The organism is Sphingomonas faeni, from assembly GCF_023195535.1.
Lineage (GTDB): Bacteria > Pseudomonadota > Alphaproteobacteria > Sphingomonadales > Sphingomonadaceae > Sphingomonas > Sphingomonas faeni_B.
The window spans coordinates 608,112-629,749 of record NZ_JALPNF010000001.1; the positions used below are offsets into that span (position 1 = coordinate 608,112).

Consider the following 21,638-nt stretch of genomic DNA (forward strand, 5'->3'; position numbering starts at 1 on the left):
CCGCCAGGGGGAGGATAGTTTTCTCCGAAGAAAGATGATGATGACGTCCAAGCTCAAGCTTCTCCTGGCCTGCACCGCCGTGATGACCGCCCTGCCCGCCTCGGCTCAGGCGCAGACCGCCGCGACCAACGGGCTCGAGATCGCCAAGAAGATGATCGCGTTTCGCAGCGTCCGCGGTCCCGGCAACCAGACACCGCAGCTCGCCGCATATCTGAAGTCGGTGCTGGTCGGCGGCGGCTTTGCGGCGAGCGACGTGACGGTCACGCCGGTCGACGACACCGCCTATCTGGTCGCGACGTGGAAGGGCAGCGACGCGGCGTTGAAGCCGATCGTCCTCTCCGGCCATATCGACGTCGTCGAGGCCAAGCCCGCCGACTGGGAACGCGATCCGTTCACCCCGGTGGTCGAGAACGGCTATCTCTACGGCCGCGGCGCGACCGACATGAAGCTCGATGCCGCGCTCGCGATCGCCACGCTGCTCGACATGAAGAAGACGGGGTACACGCCCAAGCGCGGCATCGTCCTCGCGCTGTCGGGCGACGAGGAAACCGTCATGAAGACGTCGTCGCTGCTCGCCGACCAGCTCAAGACCGCCGAGATGGCGCTCAACATCGATGGTGGCGGCGGGCTGTACGGCGAAGACGGCAAGGCCGAGTATTTCACGATCGGCGCGGCCGAGAAGACCTATGCCGACTTCCAGCTCGAAACCACCAGCGCCGGCGGTCACTCGTCCGCGCCGCGGAAGGTGAACGCGATCAACCAGCTTGCCGCAGCACTGGTCAGGATCGGCGACTATCGCTTCACACCGCAGCTGTCGCCGATCACCAAGGGCTATTTCGAGGGTGTCGCACCGCGCCAGACGCCCGAGATCGGCGCGGCGATGCGCGCCTTCGCCGCTAATCCCAAGGATCAGAAGGCGATCGAGACGCTTGCCGCCAATCCGGGGTATGTCGGCCAGATCGGCACGACCTGCGTCACATCGATGATCAACGGCGGTCATGCGCTCAACGCGCTGCCGCAGCGCGCGACCGCGAACATCAACTGCCGGATCTTTCCCGGCGTGAAGCCCGCGACCGTGATGGCCGAGCTCGCCAGGGTCGCCGCGGACCCCGGCGTCAAGTTCAGCGACGTTACCGAAGGATCGAACCCGACCGACGCCTCGCCGCTGCGCGCCGACCTGACCGGTGCGGTGAAGAAGGCGATGGGCGCGATCCGTCCCGGCGTGCCGATTTTCCCGAGCATGTCGGCGGGCGCGAGCGATTCGATGTGGTATCGCTCGGTCGGCGTGCCGAGCTACGGCGTCAGCCCGACCTTCATCAAGCAATCCGACGACTTCAGCCACGGCCTGAACGAGCGTACGCCGATCGACAATATCCCGCTGGCGATCACCTATTACCGCTCGCTGCTGACCGATCTGACGCAGTAGCGCGCTGACAGGGCGCGCGGTCCTCTCGCGACGTCACCACATTGGGAGGGAAGCCGGGCATTAAATGCCGACGCCCGGCTTTCTACATTGACGCAGTGCAGCATCACTTCTAGCTGCCCGCGCTCACCCTACGCTAAGCCCTTTGGCGCAGCTTGCCCAGCGCCGGAGGCGCCGCGTTACCATGACCATGACCTTTGCCGATCTCTCCCTCGCGCCGTTTTTGCTGCAGGCGCTAGCGGAGGAAGGCTATGTGAGCCCTACCCCGATCCAGGCACAATCGATCCCGATGCTGCTGCAGGGGCGCGACATGCTTGGCATGGCGCAGACCGGGACCGGCAAGACCGCGGCGTTCGCGCTGCCGCTGCTCCACCGCCTCGCCGCCGATCCGCGACCGGCGCCCAAGGGCGGCGCGCGCATCCTCGTCCTCGCGCCGACGCGCGAGCTGGTGTCGCAGATCGCCGCCGGCTTCGAGAGCTTCGGTCGGCATCTGAAGCCGAGCGTGATGACGATCTTCGGCGGCGTCAGCCAGTTCCACCAGGTCAAGGCGCTGGAAACCGGCGTCGACATCATCGTCGCCGCGCCGGGACGCCTGCTCGACCTGGTCGATCAAGGCGTTTGCGACCTGTCACAGCTCGAAGCGCTGGTGCTGGATGAAGCGGACCAGATGCTCGACATGGGCTTTGCCAAGCCGATCGAGCGGCTCGTCGCGACGCTGCCGACGGACCGGCACACCCTGCTGTTCTCGGCGACGATGCCGAAGTCGATCGCCGCGCTGGCCGAGAGCCTGTTGCGCGATCCCGCCAAGGTCGAGATCGCACCGCCATCGACCACCGTCGACCGGATCGACCAGTCGGTAATGTTCCTCGACGCCGCCGACAAGAAGGCGGCGTTGCTCGCGTTGCTCAAGACGCCCAACATGGGCCAGGCAGTGGTGTTCACACTGCAGAAGAACATCGCCAACGACGTGTGCGCGTTCATCGGCGAGGCGGGGATCACCGCGGAGGCGCTGCATGGGAACAAGTCGCAGGGCCAGCGCGAGCGTGCACTCGACGCGTTCCGGGCAGGTACCGTGCAGGTGCTGGTCGCGACCGATATCGCCGCGCGCGGCATCGACGTCGATACCGTCACCCACGTCTTCAACCACGATCTGCCGAGCCTGCCCGAGAGCTATGTCCACCGAATCGGCCGCACCGGTCGCGCCGGCCGCAGCGGCTTTGCGATCACGCTGTGCGATGCCGAGCAGCGCGCGTGGTTGCACGACGTCGAGCGCGAGATCGGTCGCACGCTGACCGTGCAGGACGACCATGAATGGCATTGCGAAGTGGCGCGCCACTCGACCAAGCGCGCGCCCGTGCTGGGCGGCGGTCCGGTCAAGCAGGTCAAGCCGGCCAAGGCACCGCGCGAGCGGAAGGTCTGGACCGAGGAAGAGAAGATCGCCGCGCGCATGGCCGCACAGGCGGCCTGAACCGACGTCGGACGGGGTGGCGGAGTGAAAGGCTAGGTCACCCCTTGGTCAACCACGGTGCGTCGGCCCCAACCAGGCCCTGCTCATCGAGCGAGGCGGGCGGCGAGGAAATCTACGAACACGCGGACGCGCGCGGGCGTGTTGGCACCGCCGACGAACACCGCATGGATCAGCTCGACATCGCCGGGGTTCAAGTCCTCCAACACGGCGATCAGCCGACCAGCGGCGATATCGTCGACGACGCTGAACGCGCCGACCCGCGCGATGCCGACGCCCGCCGCGGCAAGCTGGCCGAGCGTTTCGCCGTTGTTCGCTTCGATATTGCCCTTCACCGACAGGGTGACGTCGCGTCCCTCGACGCGGAACGGCCAGACCGGTTCGACCCGGCGGAAGTTGAAGTTGAGGCAATTATGCGCGTGCAGATCCTCGGCCCGCATCGGCGTGCCGCATCTCGCCAGATAGTCGGGCGCAGCGACGATCACCCGCCTGCTTTCCCCGAGCTTGCGCGCGGTCAACAGGCTGTCACCGAGCGGCCCGAACCGGATCGCCACGTCCGCCTGGCCGGCGGCGACGTCGACGATCGTGTCGGTCAACGCGAAGTCCACCAGAATATGCGGGTAGAGGCGCGCGAATTCGCCGAGTAGCGGCACGATGCACAACCGCCCGTGTGACAGCGCAGCGCTGATCCGCAGCCGTCCACGCGGCGCACCCTGATCGGCGATCTGTTGCTCGGCATCGTCGAGATCGGCGAGAATCCGGCGGGCCATCTGCAGATAGGCCTGCCCTTCCGCGGTTACCGTCAACGCGCGGGTGGAGCGGAGCAGCAGCCGTACCCCGAGCCGCGCTTCGATACGATCGAGCGACCGGGCGACCGCCGATGGCGTCAGCCCCAGCACCCGGCCCGCACCGGAGAAACTGCCTTCGCGCATCACCGTCGCGAACAGTTCGAGCGCGCGCGCCCGATCAGCCCCCAGACCCACCTTTGCGTTCATCTCACAAATCCTTCGCGCAAGCAGCCGCTAATCGCGCCGCCTCGATCCACCCATCTATGCATCAGGTTAATAGCGGGGATATGGATATGGACTATCGCCAATTGGGATCTTCGGGATTGCGCGTCCCGGCCCTCAGCTTCGGAACGGCCACTTTCGGCGGATCCGGGCCGTTGTTCGGCGCCTGGGGTCACAGCGACGAGACCGAAGCACGCCGCATGGTCGACATCTGCCTCGACGCCGGCGTCACGCTGTTCGACACCGCCGACGTCTATTCGAATGGCGCATCGGAAACGGTACTCGGTGCTGCGATCAAGGGGCGGCGCGATCAGGTGCTCGTGTCGACCAAGACCGGACTGCCGATGGGCGATGGTCCCGGCGACTGGGGCACGTCCCGCGCGCGTCTGATCCGTGCGGTCGAGGCGTCGCTGCGACGTCTCGGCACGGATCATGTCGATCTCCTTCAAGTCCACGCCTATGATGCGTCCACCCCGGCCGAGGAACTGATGGGGACGCTCGATACACTGATCGCCGCCGGCAAGGTGCGCTACGCGGGGGTTTCCAACTATCCGGGCTGGCAGGTGATGAAGGCGCAGGCGATTGCCGACCGGTACGGCTGGCCGCGTCTCGTCGCGCATCAGGTCTATTACTCGCTGATCGGCCGCGCCTATGAAGCCGATCTGATGCCGCTTGGGGCCGACCAGGGTCTCGGCGCGCTGGTGTGGAGTCCGCTCGGCTGGGGCCGACTGACGGGCAGGATCGGGCGGGATCGGCCGATCCCCGCAGGCAGCCGCCTGCACGATACCGAGCAATTCGCGCCGCCGGTCGAGACCGACCATCTTTATCGCGTGATCGATGCGCTCGAGGCGGTTGCAGCGGACACCGCCAAGACCGTGCCACAGGTCGCGATCAACTGGCTGTTGCGGCGTCCGACCGTGGCGTCGGTCATCATCGGCGCACGCACCGAAGAGCAGTTGCGTGACAATCTCGGAGCGGTCGGTTGGGCGCTGTCGGCGGATCAGGTCGCCACGCTCGATGCCGCCAGCGATGTCCTGCCCCCCTACCCGCACACGCCGTACCGGCAGCAGGAGGGCTTCGCCCGCCTGAACCCCGCGCTGGTTTGAGGAGCGCCATCATGAAACTCAATCCCGGCCTGCTGGCCCTGTCCGTCGGCGCCTTCGGCATCGGTGTGACCGAATTCGCGCCGATGGGGCTGCTCCCCGTCATCGCCACCGATCTCGGCGTGTCGATCCCGACCGCCGGGCTGTTGATCAGCGCCTATGCGCTGGGCGTGGTGATCGGCGCGCCGCTGATGACGCTGACCACCGGACGCGTGCCGCGGCGAACGTTGCTGATCGCGCTCGCCGGGATCTTCACCATCGGCAACCTGCTTGCGGCGGTATCGACCGGATACGGCATGCTGATGGCGGCACGAGTCCTGACGTCGTTCAACCACGGCGCGTTCTTCGGCGTCGGCGCGATCGTCGCGGCCAGCCTCGTCCCGGCCGAGCGCTGCGCGGGCGCGGTCGCGGCGATGTTCATGGGGCTGACGATCGCCAACGTGGTCGGCGTGCCGCTTGCGACCTGGGCCGGCGATCATCTCGGATGGCGTTCGGCATTCTGGGGAATCTCGGCGCTCGGCGTCGCGACGATGGTGGCGCTCCGCCTGACGCTGCCGGCGCTGCCCGCGCCCGTGGGTAGCGATCCGATCGCGGAACTCCGCGTGCTGACGCGGGGACCGGTGCTCGGGGCGCTGGGCCTCACCGTCATCGGTGCGAGTGCGATGTTCACGGTCTTCACCTACATCACGCCGATCCTGCGCGAGGTGACTCACGCCTCGATCGGCTATGTCACCGCGATGCTGGTGACGTACGGCGTCGGCCTGACGATCGGCAACTGGCTCGGCGGACGCTTCGCCGATCGCTCGGTCGACCGGACGCTGATCGTGACGCTCGCTGCGCTGGCCGCGATCCTTGTCGGGTTCGCGATGCTGATGCCGTTCAAGGGACCTACCGCGATCCTGATATTGCTGTGGGGAATTGCGAGTTTCGCGCTGGTCCCGCCGCTCCAGGTCCGGGTGATGCACGCCGCCGCGGACGCACCCAACCTCGCCTCGGCCATGAACATCGGCGCGTTCAACCTCGGCAACGCAGTCGGCGCCGCGGTCGGCGGCGGGGTGATCGCAGCCGGTATGGGCTATCCCGCCGTAGCGCTGGCGGGGGCCGCAGCCTCCGCGCTCGGCTTGGTCTGGATCATCGTCGCCATGCACAGATCGACGCGGTGTACGCCCGCAACCCGGACGAGTATCGGTTAGCGAGATCGCACCGGCCAAGCCGCCGACAACGAACCGAGCGTGACGGCCTGCCTGGATGGTCAGGCTTCGACGGTCGACGCGCCTATTACCTGCGCGAAGGAGACAGCGGCGCGTGCGTCATCCGGGGTAGGACGTGACGCGCGAACAGGTCGGCTTCCGCGGCGTGCGGATAGCCCGAGAGGATGAACGCCTCGATCCCCATATCCTGGTACATGGCGAGCTTGGCGAGCACCTGGTCGGGATCGCCGACGATCGCCGCGCCGCACCCCGATCGCGCGCGGCCGATGCCGGTCCACAGATTGTCCTCGGCATAGCCATCGGCCGATGCGCCCTCGCGAAGTGCCGCCTGCGCCGCGACGCCGGCAGACCCCGAATCCAGCGACTTTGCACGGATCGCCGCGCCCTGTTCGGCATCGAGCTTCGAGAGCAGGCGATCGGCGTACACCCGCGCCTCGTCCTCGGTCTCGCGGACGATGACATGCGCGCGGTAGCCGAAGCGCAGCGTGCGGCCGTGGCGGGCGGCGCGTGCGGTCATGTCGGCGATGATCTCCGCGACCTTCTCGCGCGTGTCGGGCCACATCAGGTAGACGTCGCACTCCTTCGCCGCCGCCTCGCGCGCATCCGGCGACAGTCCACCGAAATACAGCAACGGCGCCTTGCCCGACACGGTACCGATCCGCGGCGGATCGAGCTTCAGCTTCCAGAACTCGCCGTCGTGATCGAGCGACTCGCCGTTCAGCAGCGTCTTCAGAATCCGCATCAGCTCGACCGTGCGGGCATAGCGCGGGCCGGAGGCAAGCGTCTCGCCGGGCAGGTCCGACGAGATGATGTTGATGTTGAGCCGTCCGCCGAGCATCCGGTCGATCGTCGCGATCTGGCGCGCGAGTTGCGGCGGCCAGCTTTCGCCTACGCGGACCGCCATCAACAGCGCCAGCCGACGGAGCATCGGCGCGATCGCCGCGGCGAACGCGGTGGTGTCGAGCCCCAGCGCATAGCCCGAGGGGAGCAGGATGTTGTCGTAGCCGCCGGTTTCGGCCTGAAGGACGATGTCGCGGCAATGTTCCCAGGTAGATTGCAGCCGGGGATCGGGCACGCCGAGAAACTCGTAATCGTCGTCGCACAGCGCCGAGAACCAGCTGACTTCGCAGGATTTGGTCACGGGAGCGCCTCGCCCCGTGCCGCGACCAGGACATCGTACCAGTCCTGCCGGGTCCAGGTGATCGCGAACGCCTGCGCGAGTTCGGCGATCCGCGCCGGGTTCTGCGTGCCGACGATCGGGATCGCGCGCACCGGATGCGCCATGATCCAGCTATAGGCCGCCGCCGATCGGCTCGCGCCCGTCTCGGCAGCCTTGCGATCGAGCGCCGCCGCCACCGCTGCGCTGCGCGCGTCTGCGGGTACACCGAGCCGGCCACCGCCGAGCGGCGACCAGGCGAGCACCGCCATGTCGCGCTCCATCGCCTGATCGAACAGCCCGTTTTCGAGCGGCTCGAGGTGGAGCGGCGAGAATTCCGGCTGGTGGCTGACGAGCGGGATGGTCAGGAACGATGCCAGCGCCTGTGCCTGCGCAGGCGTGTAGTTCGACACGCCGACCGCGCGCACCTTGCCCGCCGTGACCATATGCTCGAGCGCGCGCGCCGCTTCCTGCGGATGCGTCAGGATATCCGGGCGATGGATCTGGTAGAGGTCGACCTGCTCGACACCGAGCCGGGTCAGCGAGGCATCGAGCGCCTTCGCCAGATAGGCCGGGCTCGAATCATACGGCAGCGGCGGAAGGATGCCGCCCTTGGTGGACAGGACCATCCGCTCGCGCAGGCCGGGCGAGTCCGCGAAGATGCGGCCGAGCAGCACCTCCGCATCGCCGAACCCGCCGGCGCCATCGAAACCATAGATGTCGGCGGTGTCGAACAGCGTGACGCCCGCCTCGAACGCCGCCTCGATCAGCGCGCGTCCTTCGGCGACGCCGACTCCGGCGAACCGCCACATGCCCCAGGCTATCGGGCTGACAAGGATTCCGCTCTTGCCGAGGGGAATGGCTTTGGGTGTAGGATCAAGCTGCGACATCGCTGTCACGAATAGGGGTAATAGGCTTGGTCGAGCAAGTACGTTATGGTTTGGTCGGGACGGGCATGATGGGGGTCGAGCATCTCCAGAACCTGGCGGTCACCCCTGGCGCGGTGGTGACGGCGATCGCCGATCCGGTGAGCATTTCGCTCGGCTGGGCGCGCGATGCGCTGGGTGCGCGCGGCGATGGCGTGCAGGAATTTGCCGATGCGGCAGCGCTCGCGCGCAGCGGGCTGGTCGATGCGGTGATCGTCGCAAGCCCCAACTACACGCACCGCGACGTGCTGGCGCCGCTGTTCGATGCGGACGTCGCGATCCTCTGCGAAAAGCCGTTGGCGACGACGTTGGAGGACGCGCGCTGGGTCGTCGATCGTGCCGCGCAGATGACGCGGCCGTTCTGGACCGCGATGGAATATCGCTACATGCCGCCCGCCGCGGCGTTCATCGACCAGGTGCATGGCGGCCGGATCGGGCGCTTGCGGATGCTGTCGATCCGCGAACACCGCTTTCCGTTCCTGCCCAAGGTCGGCGACTGGAACCGCTTCAGCCGCAACACCGGCGGGACGATGGTCGAGAAATGCTGCCACTTCTTCGACCTGATGCGGCTGATCGTCCGGTCGGAACCGGTCCGCGTCTATTGCTCGGGCGCGATGGACGTGAACCATGTCGACGAACGCTATGACGGCGAACGGCCCGACATCATCGACAACAGCTACACGACGGTGGATTTCGCCAACGGCGTCCGCGCGATGCTCGACCTGTCAATGTTTGGGGACGGTGCCGAGAACCAGGAGGAGATCACCGCGGTCGGCGATGCAGCCCGGCTCGACGTGCTGATCCCCGAAGGCGCGCTGGTGTTCAGTCCGCGCACCGGGTTCCTCAATCCGAAACGGGTCGAGCGTCAGGTGATCGCAGTGGACCAGACTGCGCTCGACGCGGGCAGCCATCACGGCTCGACCTTCTATCAGCACCAGAAGTTCATCGCTGCGGTGCGCGGCGAAATCGGCGTGGAGGTCAGCGCTCGCGATGGGCTCATGGCGGTCGCGATCGGCACCGCCGCCGAGATCAGCGCGTGTACGAAGCGCGTGGTAGAAATGACCGAACTGGGGTTTTGAATGAAGCCATACTTTGCGCGCCCCAAGGCGAAATCGTGTATGACAGCGCAGGACACTGTTTAACCTACCATTGAAGTAGGAATTGTGGAGGGGACGCGCATGAAAACGCATTGGTTGCTGTCGGGGGTGGCCTTGGCCGCAGGGCTGAGCGCACCGGCTTGGGCGCAGGAGGCAGCACAGCCGCAGGCCGCCGCCCCGAGCACGCCCGATACCTCCGTGCCGGGCGAGATCGTCGTGACCGCGCAGAAGCGCTCGGAGCGCCTGCAGGATGTTCCGGTCGCGGTGTCGGTGATCTCGGGCGCGCAGATCGCCGCGCAGGGTGCGGTGAACCTCGAAGGCGCGCAGTATCTCGTGCCGACGCTCAACTTCCGCAAATCGGGCACGACGATCAACCAGTCGCTGTTCCTGCGCGGCGTCGGCACCTCGACCTTCTCGGTCGCGGGCGAGCCGTCGATCTCCACCGTCGTCGACGGCGTCGTCTACAGCCGCGCCGGCGAAGCGTTCAGCGACCTGATCGACATCGACCGGATCGAAGTCCTGCGCGGACCGCAGGGTACGCTGTTCGGCAAGAACACGAGCGCCGGCGTCATCAACATCGTCACCCAGCGTCCCGGCAACGTGCTCGCCGGCTCGGTCGAGGGCTCGTTCTTCACCGGCAACGGCAACGAATATCGCACGCGCGCCTCGCTCGACATTCCGTTGAGCGAGACGATCAAGAGCCGCTTCACCGGCTTCTACGGCAATTACGCCGGCAACATCCGCAACATCGCGCACGATAACCGGCGCGTGAACGGGTACGAGCATTACGGCTTTCGCGGCATGGTCGTCGCTGACGCCACCCCCGACCTGACCTTCACGCTGATCGGCGACTATCGGCGGAGCAACGACGATTGTTGCGCCGAGGTCATCGGCACCACGCCGACCACCGGACTCACCGCCAGCGTCCTGCCCGATCGCAACGGCAACAAGTCGCGCACCGTCAACCAGGACCTGATCACGCATACCGACGAGAAGAGCTGGGGCGTTTCGCTGCAGGCGGACGCGACGCTCGGCACGCAGACGGTGACGTACATCGGCTCGTACCGCGAATACGACAATACCGAGATCCGCGACGGCGACTGGCTGCCGACCGCGTATTTCGGCGCCAACCAGCTTCACGATTTCGGGCCGCAGACGAGCAACACCTTCACGCAGGAAGTCCGGATTGCGTCGCCGTCGAACCAGTTCTTCAGCTACGTGGTCGGCGCATTCTACTCGCGCGCGGAAACCGAGCGGACGTTCCGCCGCGACGACGTCGTCTGCACCGCCACGCCGACGCCGACCGTGCCCACCCCCTGCTCGACCGCGGGCACGACGGTCACCCGGCCGACCGGCACCGCCGTGTTCGGCTCGACCTTCAAGAACCTCGCATTCTTCGGGCAGGGTGTCTTCAACCTGACCGATCGGTTCCGCGCGATCGGCGGCGTCCGCTACACCAGCGACCAGCTCGACGTATTCCACAGCCGCGTCACGACGCTCGCCGGGCCGGGCATCAACCCGAGCTTCGGGCCGTTCGCGGGCAAGACCACCAACACCAACTGGTCGGGCAAGGGCGGGCTGCAATTCGACCTGGCACCGCAATCGACCGCCTACGCGACCTATTCGCGGGGCTATAAGGGGCCGGCGTTCAACATCTTCTACAATCTCGGCGCGACCGGCACCAACGTGATCGATCCGGAGACCGCAGACAGCTATGAAATCGGCCTGAAGAACACGCTGTTCGAGGGCAAGCTAGTAGTCAACCTCGCCGCCTATTACGCCAAATACCACAATTTCCAGGCCAACAACCCCGACGTGGTCGCGGGCGTGCTCGTCACCCGGTTCACCAACGCAGGTGATATCTCGACCCGTGGTGGCGAGCTCGACCTGCTCTACCGTCCGGTCCGCGATCTCAACATCTCGGGCGGGCTCGCCTATACCGATGCGCATGTCGACCAGTTCAAGATCCCGACCAACGGCTCGACCACCGGCGTCGTGCCCGCAGGCACGCAGCTCGGCTATGCGCCGCGGTGGAAGGGATCGCTCGGCGGCGACTATCGCATCCGCACCGGCGGCAGCATCGACTTCACGGTCGGCGCGCAAGGCTCATACCAGTCCAGCCAGATCTCGCAGTTCGACGCGAGCGCCGCGATCCGCGACGCAACGACGATCAAGGCGTACGGCCTGCTCGATCTTTCGGCCGGCATCGTCGACGCGAAGGATGCGTTCAGGATCATACTCCAGATTAAGAACGTGCTCGACACCAGCTTCGCCTCGGCGATCACCAGCGGCGGGCCGGGTGGCGCCTATCGCTACATCATCCCGCGCGAGGCGGATCGCTACGCCGGCATCACCGCAAGGCTGAACTTTTGACGGATCCGGTACAGGCCCCCTCCCCCGCCCAGTCCAAGGCGCGCTGGGTGGTCGTTGCGCTCGTGTTCTTCGCGATCATGCTGAACTACGTCGACCGGCAGATCCTGGCGTTGTTGAAGCCGACGCTCGAGCAGGAGTTCGCCTGGTCCGATCAGGATTACGGCAACATGGCGTCGGCGTTCCAGTTCGCCGCCGCGGTCGCGTTTCTCGGGACCGGATGGTTTATCGACCGGGTCGGCCTGAGGATCGGCTTCGCGGCGGGGGTCTTCGTATGGAGCCTCGCAGGCATGGCGCACGCATTCGTGTCCGGCGTGAGCGGGTTCATCGGCGCGCGCGTCGTGCTGGGTGCGGCGGAGTCGATCGGCACGCCCGCCGCAGTGAAATCCGCTGCGACCTATTTCGGTCCCAAGGACCGCTCGATCGCGCTGGGGATCGGCAACACCGCGCCCAATGTCGGTGCGGTCATCACCCCGCTCGTCATCCCGGCGCTGGCGATCGCGTTCGGCTGGCGCGCGGCGTTCCTCGTCGCCGGCGGCCTCGGGCTGGTGTGGGTCGTCGCGTGGTTCGCGTTCAAGATGCCCGCCGCGATCGCCGAGACCGGTGGCCCCGCGCCGATCCGCTGGATCGACCTGTTCAAGGATCGCCGGACGCTCGCCATCGCAGTCGCCAAAGTGCTGTCGGATCAGGTCTGGTTCTTCATGCTCTCATGGCTGCCCGATCTGTTCCACCGGCTGTTCGGACTGCCGCAGGGTCAGGTCGGGCTCCCCGTCGCGCTCGTCTATGCGCTCGCGGCGTGCGGCGCGCTGACCGGCGGTTGGTTGCCGACGCGGTTGATGGCGCGCGGCTGGAGCCTCGACCGTGCGCGGAAATCCACGCTACTCTTGTATGCGCTGCTCATCCTACCGGTGCCGATCGTGTTGTCGCTGCAAAGCCCTTGGACCGCGGCGTTGGTGCTCGGCCTCGGGCTGTTCGCGCATCAGGGGTTTTCGACCAACGTCTTTGCACTGACCACCGACGTCATGCCCGCGCGGTCGGTCGGGTCGACGATCGGGATCGCGGCGTTCTGTGGCAACATGGGCTCGATCGGGATGATCCAGCTGTCCGCCTGGTCGCTCGGTCACGGCTTTGGCTATGCGCCGATGCTGGCGATCTGTGCATGCAGCTATTTGCTGGCGCTGGGGTTCATCCAGCTGCTCATCCCGCGGATCGAACCGGCCCGGTAGAGTCGCGACGGATCAGTTCGAACGGCACTTCGATCCGCTTCACGGCGAACTCCGCGGCGAGCAGGAGATCCGCCGCCATGTAGCCGAGCGTCCGCGTCGGCTGGCGGATCGTCGTCAGCGCGGGCCAGACGAAGCGCGAGATCGCGTCGTCGCCAAAGCCCGCGATCGACAGGTCGGCCGGCACCGACAGCCCGCGGCGGTGTGCGACGCTGAGCACGCCGGCGGCCATGTCGTCGTTCGAGGCAAAGATCGCGGTGGGCGGCAGGCGGAGCGCGAGCAGCGCCTCGGCCGCGTCGGCGCCCGATGCGCAGTCATAATCGCCGGGCCGTACCAGGACCGGATCGAACGCGATCTCGGCTTCGTCGAGCGCGGCGCGATAGCCCGCAAGTCGCTGCACGCTGGTCGCATAGCTCGCATGTCCCGAGACGAAACCGATGCGGCGGTGGCCAAGCGCCAGCAGATGCCGCGTCATTACGGTCGCGGCGCCGATATTGTCGATGAACACCGATGCGGTGAGATCGAGGTCGGTGCCCGGCGAGACGCGGACGAACCGGACGTTCCGACGCGCCATGAGCGCCAGCACTTCGGGATAGTCGGTCGCGGGCGGCGTCAGGATCAGTCCGTCGACACCCGACCCATCGATCAAACTCTCGATATCGTCGATCAGCCGGTCGGAGTCATGGTCGTAGGGCTGCGCGATCATCCGCACGCCATCGAGCAGACAGCGATCACGGATGCCGGACTGCATTTCATACACGTAATAGGGGCTGGGATTGTCGCACGCGAGCGCGATCTGGAAGCTGCGATGCCCCGCCAGCGTCCGCGCGGCCATGTTCGGCCGGTATTTGAGCGTCGCGAACGCCGCCGTCACCCGCGCCCGCGTCGCCTCCGAGACGCGAGGTTCGTTGTTGAGCACGCGCGAGACCGTCTTGATCGAAACGCCGGCAAGTCGCGACACGTCGTTTATCGTTGCCCGCACACGTTCCCTCTCGTCGCCCGCATCTCAGTCCCCCTACTTGGGCGCCGCGACGACGTAATGCCAATATCGCCATACCCCGATGCACGTCCTGAAATGTATTTTCCGGCCAGTGTCGGGCATATTTCGCTTAGGCCGGCAAACTGGGACAGCCGGAGATCAAGCGGATCATAGTCAACCGATAGCGCAGGTTACAAAGCAGTCACACTATATATTGCGCTTTCAACCTCAGCGACCCATAGCGGGCCAGAGGCCATTTCCGCTCCGACAATGGGCGATTTCGAACGCTGGCCCGTATAGTTACTTGAGGTTCGTCTATGACTTCCGATACTGCAATGGGCCCGCTCGACCAGCCTGTCACCGTCCACATCTGGCGCGAGAAATACCGTCACGCAAGCGAGGCGACGCCCTCCGACACGTTCGCTCGCGTCGTCGGCGGGGTCTATGCCAATGATGATCCGGCCCACGCAGCCAAGGCGCTTGCCGCCCTCGAGGCACGCGACTGGGTGCCGGGTGGACGCATTTTCGCCGGCGCCGGAACGACCAAGCGCGTGACGTGGATCAACTGCTTCGTCAGCCCGACCATCCAGGATTCGATGGATAGCGAGCCCGGACTGGAGGGCGTCGGGATCATGCCGGCGCTGAACGTCGCAGCCTTCACGCAGCAGCAGGGCGGCGGCATCGGCATGGACTTCGGCACGCTACGACCGGACGGTGCCGTGGTCGGCAGGACCGGATCGATTTCGTCGGGCGTGATCCCGTTCATGGCGATGTGGGACGGCATGTGCGTCACGATCCGGTCGAGCGGATCGCGCCGTGGTGCGATGATGGGTGTGCTCCCAATCTGGCATCCCGACGTGCTGGCGTTCATTGCCGCCAAGACGCGCAAGGATTTTCTCAAGAACTTCAACGTCTCGGTCACGGTTACCGACGACTTCATGGCGGCGCTGGAGGCTGGCTCGGACTGGGATCTGGGCTTCCACGTGCCGCGCGCGGACGGCGAGCATGTCGCGGTCGGTGAAAAGGACGGCCGTCCCTGGTACGTCTATCGCCGGTTGCCCGCCGCCGAGTTGTTCGACCTGATCACGCGCACGACCTATGACTATGCCGAGCCCGGCGTGATCTTCATCGACCGCGTCAACAAGCTGAACAACCTGAACTATTGCGAAACGATCGCCGCCACCAACCCATGCGGCGAGCAGCCTTTGCCGCCCAATGGCGACTGCGATCTCGGTCATGTGAACCTCGCCAACATGGTCCTGAATCCGTTCACGGCCGATGCGGCGGTCGACTGGGACAGGCTGCGGAGCGCGGTTCAGGTCGGCGTGCGATTTCTGGACAACGTCCTCGATACGTCGCCCTTCCCTACTCCGGAGCAGCGTGCCGAAGCGCTCGCCAAGCGCCGCATCGGTCTCGGTTATACCGGTCTTGGCAATTTGTTGCAGCAGATGCGGGTACGCTATGGCCGCACGGCGACGCCGCTGGTCGAGGAGATCGGCAAGGCGATCGCGATCGAGGCCTATCGGACGTCGGTGGCGCTGGCGCGCGAACGCGGCGCCTTTCCCGTCTACGACACCGAGGCGTTCGCCCGCGCGCCGTTCCTGACCAAGCTGCCGGCCGATCTGGTCGCCGACATCCGCACGCACGGCATCCGCAACGGCGTACTCCTGACGCTGGCACCGACCGGCACGACGTCGATCTTCTACGGCAATGTCAGCTCGGGCGTCGAACCGACCTTCAGCTGGCATTACGACCGCGCGGTCGTGATCGAGCAGACCGCGACCGATCAGACGCTCGAGCGTTTCGAAGTGCAGGATTACGGCTGGTACCTGTATAGCCGCATGCCGGGCTTCGATGCCGCCGCCGCCTTGCCCGACTATATGGTCACCGCGCTCGCGCTGTCGGTCGACGATCATATAGCGGTCGCCGCCGCCGCGCAGGCCTGGGTCGATGCCGCGATCTCGAAGACCATCAACTGCCCGGCCGACATGCCGTACGAGGCGTTTCGCGAGGTCTATCTCACCGCCTACCGCGAGGGCATGAAGGGCTGCACGACCTATCGTCCGAGCGGCGTTCGCGGCTCCGTGCTGTCGGTGAAGAGCGATACCGCCGAACCCGAGCCGGTCGTCGCGCCCCCCGCCGTCGCGGCATCCGACGTGCTGACCCGCCCGCAGGTGCTGAGCGGCAAGACGGTAAAGATCAAATGGCCTATCGACGGCGAGAATTACTACCTCACCATCAACGACTATGTGCATCCCGATGGACGTCGCGTCCCGTTCGAGATCTTCATTTCGACCAGCTCGGTCGAGAATTTCGAGACCATGGCTGCGCTCACCCGGACGCTGTCCGCGGCGTGCCGGCGCGGCGACGCGACCTTCCTGTTCGAGGAACTGGAACGGGTTCATTCGCCCAAGGGTGGCGCGCTCGTCCGCCTCGATCACGAAGCCAAGGGCAGCTATGCGCCCAGCCTCATCGCGCTTATCGGCAGGATCCTGCGCCAGCATTCGGAACCCGAGCCGGCACTCGCGCTGGATACGACCGGTGCACCCGGCGGTGAGGTCACGGGCGAGCAATGCCCGAGCTGCAAGCGCAACACCGCGCACATGCTGGAGGGGTGCCTGACCTGCTATCAATGCGGGTACAGCAAATGCGGATGATGCGGGCGCGCCAAGACAGAGGTTAGGCTAGGAGCCGGCGCGCAGGCGTTATACACGGCTGCGATGCCCCTGTTTCGTTTCCTCGCCGTGCTCGCCGCGTGCTTCGTTGCCGGTCCCGCCCTTGCCGAATGTCGCGTGGGCGCCTTCGAGACGATGCCCGAACGCGCGCTTATCCACCTGCCCGCTGCCCGGTCCTCGGCACCGATGCCATTGGTCATGCTGCTCCACGGCAGCACGGGCACCGGCGCCGAGATGCTGCGCGACAGCCACCTCGCCGAGACCGCCGACCGGCACGGGTTCGTCGTCGTGTCCCCGGATGGCGGGATCGCTGCGAAACGCGGCTATGTGTGGAATATCCCGGGCGTGCTGACGGTCAGCGGTACCCTGCCCCCCAAAGATGCGCGCGACGACGTCGCCTACCTCACGGATCTGGTCGACCGGCTGGTCGCCACCGGCTGCGTCGACGCCAAGCGCGCGTACCTGACCGGGTTGTCGGGCGGTGGGCGCATGGCATCGTGGCTGGGCTGCGTCGCCCCTGGCCGCTTTGCCGGAATCGCGCCGGTCGTCGGATTGCGCGCCGGACGCCCGCTCGGGTCCGACCCGATGCAGGCGGATCCTGCGACCTGCCGCCCCAGCGCATCCGTCCCGCTGCTCGCCTTTTCCGGCGACGCCGATACGACCAACCCGATCGCGGGGGGCGGCGCGCCCTATTGGCAATATTCGCAGATCACCGCGCTGCAACGCTGGGCGGCGCTCAACGGCTGCTCGAACCCTTATGCCCGCAACGTCGGCACGACGGTGTACGAGCAAGGCTATTCGCGCTGCCGGGGCGGCGCGACCGTCGCGGCGCGCGTGATGCGCGGCGGGCCGCATAATTGGTCGGTGGTCGACAACGAGGCGATGTGGGCTTTCCTGTCACGGCATACGCGCTGACGGGAGGGCTGCATCACCATCGCCGGATCGCCACAGGACACCTTACCGGTCCGGCTATCGGTTCACTCAGGGTCGGGTGTTCATACTGGCGTGGGAGACCCAGCCGCTAGAGGCATACTCCTGGATCGCACCCCCGTGGCGGCAGCGAGCGCGTTACCGAGTGCCGCTGCGGTCGGGCCTTGCGCGCACTCGCCCGTGCCGAGGAACGGCGTCCCCGGCCGATCGATCACCTCGACGCTGACGCTGCGCGGCGCGTCAGCGAAGCGAAGGATCGGATAGGTGCTCCAGTCGTAATCGGTGCGGCGTGCACCGTCATGACCTGCCGCCTCGATCGCGGTCCAGCTCAGCGACTGGACGATCCCGCCCTCAACCTGGTTGCGGATGCCGTCCGGATTGACCGCCTCGCCGCTGTCCACCGCGGCGACCGCGCGGTGGACGATGAGCCGACCCTCGTCGGGGATGCGCTCGACATCGAGCGCGACCGCGCAATAGGCGCCGTGGTTCTTGTAGCGCGCAAACGCGAATCCCCGCCCGCGATTGGATGCGGGTCGGTATCGTCCCCAGCCGAACCGATCCGCCGCGCGCCGGATCACTGCGGCGGCACGCGGATCGTCGATATGCGCCAGTCGGAACGCCACCGGGTCGCGTCCCGCCGCGACCGCCAGTTCGTCCATGAAGCTTTCGAGCGCGAAGATGTTGAGATGCGCGCCAAGCCCCCGCAACGCCGAGACGCGCACCGGCATGTCGGGCAGGAAATGGCTGACGATGGTCTGGTTGGGAAAGCGATAGAGCGGAATGGCGTTGCGGTCGCCGCCGCCGTTAGGCTGCGGGATCGGCTTGGGTGGCGTCGGCGTGAAAGGTGGCACCACCTCCGAGCCGGCGAGCAGATCGCCAGCTGCCGTCGGGCGGGTGCTGTGCGTGTTGCTCCACACCTGATGCCGCCAGTCGACGATCCGCCCCGACGCGTCGAGCGTCGCATCGACCTGCGCGAGCATCGCCGGGCCGAGCGGTTCCCAGCCATGTTCCTGCTCGCGGCTCCATTGCAGCCGGACCGGCACGCCGGGCATCGCGCGCGCGATCAGCGCGACGTCGCCCGCGACGTCATCGGCGCCGTTATGCCCGTAGCACCCTGCTCCTTCGCGGTGGACGCAGCGGATGCGGTCGACCGGCATCGCAAGAAGTTCGGCGATCGCCTGGCGCAACGGCTCGACGCCCTGGCTGTGCGTCCAGACCGTCAGTCGGCCCTCCTCGAAAAGCGCCACGGCACAGGATGGTCCTATCGCGCCGTGCATCAGATAAGGGCGGTCGTAGCGCGCCGACAGCCGCCGAATGCCGCGCGCCGCGGGGTCGTCGCGACGTGTGTCGATCACTTGGCTTTCGCGGCGCATGGTCAACAGTCCCGCGGGCATGGGCGGTAGCGCCGGCACCGCGGCATCGCGCACCCAGCGGCCACGATTGGCGACCCGAAGCGCCTGCTCGAGCGGCCATTCGCGCGGTCCGACGATCGCCGCGAACCGCCCGACCTGCACGACTTTGGCGACACCCGATTGCCGGCGAAGCGCGGCAAGATCAGGCGTCAGTCGCGTGCCGGACGAGGGGCCGCGCAGCACCCGGGCGTGCACCATGCCGGGCAGCACCATATCGTGGACATAGCTCGGCAAGCCGGTCAGCTTGGCAGGCAGGTCGACGCGCGGCACCGGCCGTCCGATCAACCGCCGCGCCGCCAGACGCTTGCGCGGCACGTCGGCGCGTGCACGCACGGCCAGCGACGTCGACGCGGCGAGCTCGGCATAGGTCGCGCGCCGTCCCTGCCCGTCGAGCACGGCGCCGTCGCGCGTGAACAAGCTCGTCGCAGCCACGCCCCATCGTCCCGCCGCCGTCTCTGCCAGCAACAACCGGACGTTGGCGGCGGCGTTGGCGACCGCGGTACCGCTCTGCTCGAGCGTCTGGCTGCCCGCAGTCACGCCCTCGTTGGGCGTCAGGCTGGTATCCGCGGTGATGAGATCGACCCGTTCGATCGCCACGTCGAGTTCGTCGGCGACCAATTGCGCCATCGCGGTCTTCACGCCGGTCCCGAGTTCGACCTTGCCCGTGAACACCGTCACGCGACCGTCCGGTGCGATGCGGATCCACGCGTCGAGATCGGGAAACTTGGCCAATGTCCCCGGCAGATCGGGCGCGACCGTCGGCGGTCCGCCGCTGCCCTCGCCGCCGCCGGTCTGTGCAAGCGCGGCGGGCGCGAAGGAAAACGCGACCAGCAGCCCGCCCAGCACATCGCGACGTGACGCCTGCCCGCTCATGTCACCGGTTCCGCGGCATCGACCACCCCGCCGCCGCGCATCACCGCCGCGCGCCGCACCGCGCGCAAAATCCGCATGTGGGTTCCGCACCGACAGAGCGACGGCGCCATCGCCGTCCGCATCGCGTATTCGGTCGGTGTGGTCGTCTTGCGTAGCAGGCCTTCCGCGCGCGTCATCATTCCGGGGATGCAATAGCCGCATTGCGCCGCCTGCTCGTGGAGGAAGGCGCGCTGGACGTCGCCCGGTTTGGCGGCAGTCCCCAGCCCCTCGACCGTGGTGACCTTCCGCGTCCCGATCGCGCCGACGGGCATCAGGCACGAAAATACCGGTCGATCGTCGACCAGCACGGTGCATGCCCCGCACTGCCCCAGTCCGCACCCGAACTTTGCGGCATGGAGATGGAGATCGTCACGCAGAACATAGAGCAGCGGAGTGGCGGGATCGACATCGACCCGCGCCGCCGCCCCGTTGACGGTCAAGTCGATCATTCGCCCTCCTCGCGCGCCTTGGCGACGTCCTTCTCTAGGTCTTTCCAGGCCGGACCGCTGCCATGCCGCACCTGCAGATACGCCACGATTTCCGCCACCTGACGGTCGTCGAGCGCATCGGCAAAGGCCGGCATATAGGGCCCACGCGCCGAAACCGGCGGACGCAGCCCCTGCAGGATGATCTGGATCGTGTCGCGGGGATTGTCCTCGTGCAGCGGCGTGCCGAGCGGCAAGACCGGGCGCCCCGCGACCATCATTGCCGCACCCGGCTCGTGGCACACCGCGCAGGCACCCTCGTACAGGCGCGCGCCAACCGGATGCCGCTGCGATGCCGATGCACGACGATCGGGTAGCGGCGGCTCGACGCGCGCGGCTGGCGCCTCGCGCATCTGCCACGCGTAATAGGTCGCGAGCGCGCGCACATCCGCCGGTGCAGCGCGCGCCAGATTATACGTGACCGGCCCCATCGGCCCGGCGGCCGCGGCATGCGCGGTACTCAGGCCGGTACGGAAATACGCATCGAGCCGGTCCACGGTCCATGCCCGAACTGCCGGGGAGCGCGCGTTGATCGGGGGAGCATACCAGCCACCCGACCACCCGCCATCATAGGCTTCGGCGCCACGCTTTTCCTGCTGCAACAGGCCGCGCGGACTGTGGCACGCGGTGCAATGCGCCAACGTCTCGCCGATGTAGCGACCCCGGTTCCACGCGGCCGACTGGCGAGGATCGGACGCCATCGGTTGCGGTCGCAAGAACAGCAACTTCCAGCCGGCGAGCAAGGGGCGAAAGCCGAGCGGCGGGATCATCGTATTGGCCGGCGGTACCGCACGCACGGCCGGCCGGGTCATCAGGAACGCGTACAACGCGCCCAGGTCGCTGTCCGTCACGTTGGCATAATGGGTATACGGAAAAGCCGGATACAAATGGCTACCGTCACGCCCCACGCCCTCACGCATCGCGCGGTTGAATGCAGCCGGTGACCATTCCCCGATTCCCGTCGCCGGGTCGGGCGTGATGTTGCTGCCATAGACCGTCCCGAACGGCGTCTTGATCGGATAGCCGCCCGCATAGGGACGTTCGCCCGCGGCCTGATGGCAACTGACGCAATTGCCCAGCCGTGCGAGATTGGCGCCGCGCGCGACCAGCGCCGCATCGAACAACCGCGGATCAGGCCGCGTCACCGCCGCAATGGCCGGTCGGTAGGCGATGATCGCAAAGACCACTATGCCTACGCACAGCGCAATCGCGGCCCATATGACGGTGCGCGTGATCCCTGACCGGCTCATTCCCCGCTATG

16 protein-coding genes are annotated in these 21,638 nt (G+C 67.0%); 9 read left to right on the forward strand and 7 right to left on the reverse strand.

Going from position 1 to position 21,638, the window contains the following annotated elements:
• Nucleotides 1-40 precede the first annotated feature (40 nt).
• Together SPHN_RS02440 and SPHN_RS02445 are read left to right on the forward strand one after the other, a co-directional pair.
• Entirely contained in the window at nt 41-1,426 is a 1,386-nt protein-coding gene (locus SPHN_RS02440) for a M20/M25/M40 family metallo-hydrolase (protein ID WP_248520879.1), read from the forward strand.
• A 181-nt stretch (nt 1,427-1,607) separates the two neighbouring features.
• Nucleotides 1,608-2,891: a DEAD/DEAH box helicase gene (locus SPHN_RS02445; protein ID WP_248520880.1), complete on the forward strand. Its 1,284-nt coding sequence runs from the start codon at nt 1,608-1,610 to the stop codon at nt 2,889-2,891.
• 83 nt (nt 2,892-2,974) lie between these two features.
• Here SPHN_RS02445 and SPHN_RS02450 read toward each other — a convergent pair whose 3' ends face one another.
• Nucleotides 2,975-3,883 carry a LysR substrate-binding domain-containing protein gene (locus SPHN_RS02450; protein WP_248520881.1) on the reverse strand — a complete coding sequence of 303 codons (909 nt, stop codon included), beginning with the start codon at nt 3,881-3,883 and terminating at the stop codon, nt 2,975-2,977.
• 86 nt (nt 3,884-3,969) lie between these two features.
• On the opposite strand from SPHN_RS02450, the gene SPHN_RS02455 reads away from it, so the two are divergent.
• A complete protein-coding gene (locus SPHN_RS02455; protein ID WP_248520882.1) occupies nt 3,970-5,004 on the forward strand; it encodes an aldo/keto reductase in 1,035 nt (344 codons plus the stop codon).
• 11 nt (nt 5,005-5,015) lie between these two features.
• Nucleotides 5,016-6,194, forward strand: coding sequence for an MFS transporter (locus SPHN_RS02460; protein WP_248520883.1), 1,179 nt, complete (start codon nt 5,016-5,018; stop codon nt 6,192-6,194).
• Nucleotides 6,195-6,279: 85 nt separating this feature from the next.
• Here SPHN_RS02460 and SPHN_RS02465 read toward each other — a convergent pair whose 3' ends face one another.
• Nucleotides 6,280-7,353, reverse strand: a complete 1,074-nt coding sequence (locus tag SPHN_RS02465; RefSeq protein WP_248520884.1) for an LLM class flavin-dependent oxidoreductase — start codon at nt 7,351-7,353, stop codon at nt 6,280-6,282.
• Nucleotides 7,350-8,180 (reverse strand): aldo/keto reductase, encoded by an 831-nt coding sequence (locus tag SPHN_RS02470; protein ID WP_248520885.1) that lies wholly within the window; start codon nt 8,178-8,180, stop codon nt 7,350-7,352. The genes SPHN_RS02465 and SPHN_RS02470 overlap by 4 nt, the downstream gene beginning before the upstream one ends.
• Nucleotides 8,181-8,284: 104 nt before the next feature.
• Between SPHN_RS02470 and SPHN_RS02475 the strand changes: the two genes are divergently transcribed.
• The 3 genes from SPHN_RS02475 (at nt 8,285) to SPHN_RS02485 (ending at nt 12,987) form a co-directional block, all read left to right on the forward strand.
• Nucleotides 8,285-9,373 (forward strand): Gfo/Idh/MocA family protein, encoded by a 1,089-nt coding sequence (locus SPHN_RS02475; RefSeq protein ID WP_282580376.1) that lies wholly within the window; start codon nt 8,285-8,287, stop codon nt 9,371-9,373.
• 99 nt (nt 9,374-9,472) lie between these two features.
• Nucleotides 9,473-11,764 carry a TonB-dependent receptor gene (locus tag SPHN_RS02480; protein ID WP_248520886.1) on the forward strand — a complete coding sequence of 764 codons (2,292 nt, stop codon included), beginning with the start codon at nt 9,473-9,475 and terminating at the stop codon, nt 11,762-11,764.
• Nucleotides 11,765-11,841: 77 nt separating this feature from the next.
• Complete coding sequence (locus SPHN_RS02485; RefSeq protein ID WP_248521462.1) at nt 11,842-12,987, forward strand: MFS transporter; 1,146 nt, start codon at nt 11,842-11,844, stop codon at nt 12,985-12,987.
• On the opposite strand, the gene SPHN_RS02490 is transcribed toward SPHN_RS02485, so the two are convergent.
• Nucleotides 12,959-13,945: a LacI family DNA-binding transcriptional regulator gene (locus tag SPHN_RS02490; protein ID WP_248520887.1), complete on the reverse strand. Its 987-nt coding sequence runs from the start codon at nt 13,943-13,945 to the stop codon at nt 12,959-12,961. The genes SPHN_RS02485 and SPHN_RS02490 overlap by 29 nt on opposite strands.
• 335 nt (nt 13,946-14,280) lie before the next feature.
• Between SPHN_RS02490 and SPHN_RS02495 the strand changes: the two genes are divergently transcribed.
• Both SPHN_RS02495 and SPHN_RS02500 read left to right on the forward strand, forming a co-directional pair.
• Complete coding sequence (locus SPHN_RS02495; protein ID WP_248520888.1) at nt 14,281-16,620, forward strand: adenosylcobalamin-dependent ribonucleoside-diphosphate reductase; 2,340 nt, start codon at nt 14,281-14,283, stop codon at nt 16,618-16,620.
• A 63-nt stretch (nt 16,621-16,683) separates the two neighbouring features.
• Nucleotides 16,684-17,553, forward strand: a complete 870-nt coding sequence (locus SPHN_RS02500) for an alpha/beta hydrolase family esterase (RefSeq protein WP_248520889.1) — start codon at nt 16,684-16,686, stop codon at nt 17,551-17,553.
• Between the two features lie 80 nt (nt 17,554-17,633).
• Here SPHN_RS02500 and SPHN_RS02505 read toward each other — a convergent pair whose 3' ends face one another.
• The 3 genes from SPHN_RS02505 to SPHN_RS02515 are packed head-to-tail and all read right to left on the reverse strand — an operon-like array spanning nt 17,634 to nt 21,627.
• Nucleotides 17,634-19,853 carry a molybdopterin cofactor-binding domain-containing protein gene (locus tag SPHN_RS02505; protein ID WP_248520890.1) on the reverse strand — a complete coding sequence of 740 codons (2,220 nt, stop codon included), beginning with the start codon at nt 19,851-19,853 and terminating at the stop codon, nt 17,634-17,636.
• Nucleotides 19,850-20,341, reverse strand: a complete 492-nt coding sequence (locus SPHN_RS02510) for a (2Fe-2S)-binding protein (RefSeq protein ID WP_248520891.1) — start codon at nt 20,339-20,341, stop codon at nt 19,850-19,852. The genes SPHN_RS02505 and SPHN_RS02510 overlap by 4 nt, the downstream gene beginning before the upstream one ends.
• A complete protein-coding gene (locus tag SPHN_RS02515) occupies nt 20,338-21,627 on the reverse strand; it encodes a cytochrome c (protein ID WP_248520892.1) in 1,290 nt (429 codons plus the stop codon). Before SPHN_RS02515 ends, SPHN_RS02510 begins: the two co-directional genes overlap by 4 nt.
• Nucleotides 21,628-21,638 lie beyond the last annotated feature (11 nt).

Excerpts from the sequence above, each read along its gene's own strand:
- SPHN_RS02440 (WP_248520879.1), top strand. The coding sequence starts at position 41 with ATGACGTCCAAGCTCAAGCTTCTCCTGGCCTGCACCGCCGTGATGACC.
- SPHN_RS02445 (WP_248520880.1), top strand. The coding sequence starts at position 1,608 with ATGACCATGACCTTTGCCGATCTCTCCCTCGCGCCGTTTTTGCTGCAG.
- SPHN_RS02450 (WP_248520881.1), bottom strand. The coding sequence starts at position 3,883 with ATGAACGCAAAGGTGGGTCTGGGGGCTGATCGGGCGCGCGCGCTCGAA.
- SPHN_RS02455 (WP_248520882.1), top strand. The coding sequence starts at position 3,970 with ATGGACTATCGCCAATTGGGATCTTCGGGATTGCGCGTCCCGGCCCTC.
- SPHN_RS02460 (WP_248520883.1), top strand. The coding sequence starts at position 5,016 with ATGAAACTCAATCCCGGCCTGCTGGCCCTGTCCGTCGGCGCCTTCGGC.
- SPHN_RS02470 (WP_248520885.1), bottom strand. The coding sequence starts at position 8,180 with ATGTGGCGGTTCGCCGGAGTCGGCGTCGCCGAAGGACGCGCGCTGATC.
- SPHN_RS02480 (WP_248520886.1), top strand. The coding sequence starts at position 9,473 with ATGAAAACGCATTGGTTGCTGTCGGGGGTGGCCTTGGCCGCAGGGCTG.
- SPHN_RS02485 (WP_248521462.1), top strand. The coding sequence starts at position 11,842 with ATGCTGAACTACGTCGACCGGCAGATCCTGGCGTTGTTGAAGCCGACG.
- SPHN_RS02495 (WP_248520888.1), top strand. The coding sequence starts at position 14,281 with ATGACTTCCGATACTGCAATGGGCCCGCTCGACCAGCCTGTCACCGTC.
- SPHN_RS02500 (WP_248520889.1), top strand. The coding sequence starts at position 16,684 with ATGCCCCTGTTTCGTTTCCTCGCCGTGCTCGCCGCGTGCTTCGTTGCC.
- SPHN_RS02505 (WP_248520890.1), bottom strand. The coding sequence starts at position 19,853 with ATGAGCGGGCAGGCGTCACGTCGCGATGTGCTGGGCGGGCTGCTGGTC.
- SPHN_RS02510 (WP_248520891.1), bottom strand. The coding sequence starts at position 20,341 with ATGATCGACTTGACCGTCAACGGGGCGGCGGCGCGGGTCGATGTCGAT.
- SPHN_RS02515 (WP_248520892.1), bottom strand. The coding sequence starts at position 21,627 with ATGAGCCGGTCAGGGATCACGCGCACCGTCATATGGGCCGCGATTGCG.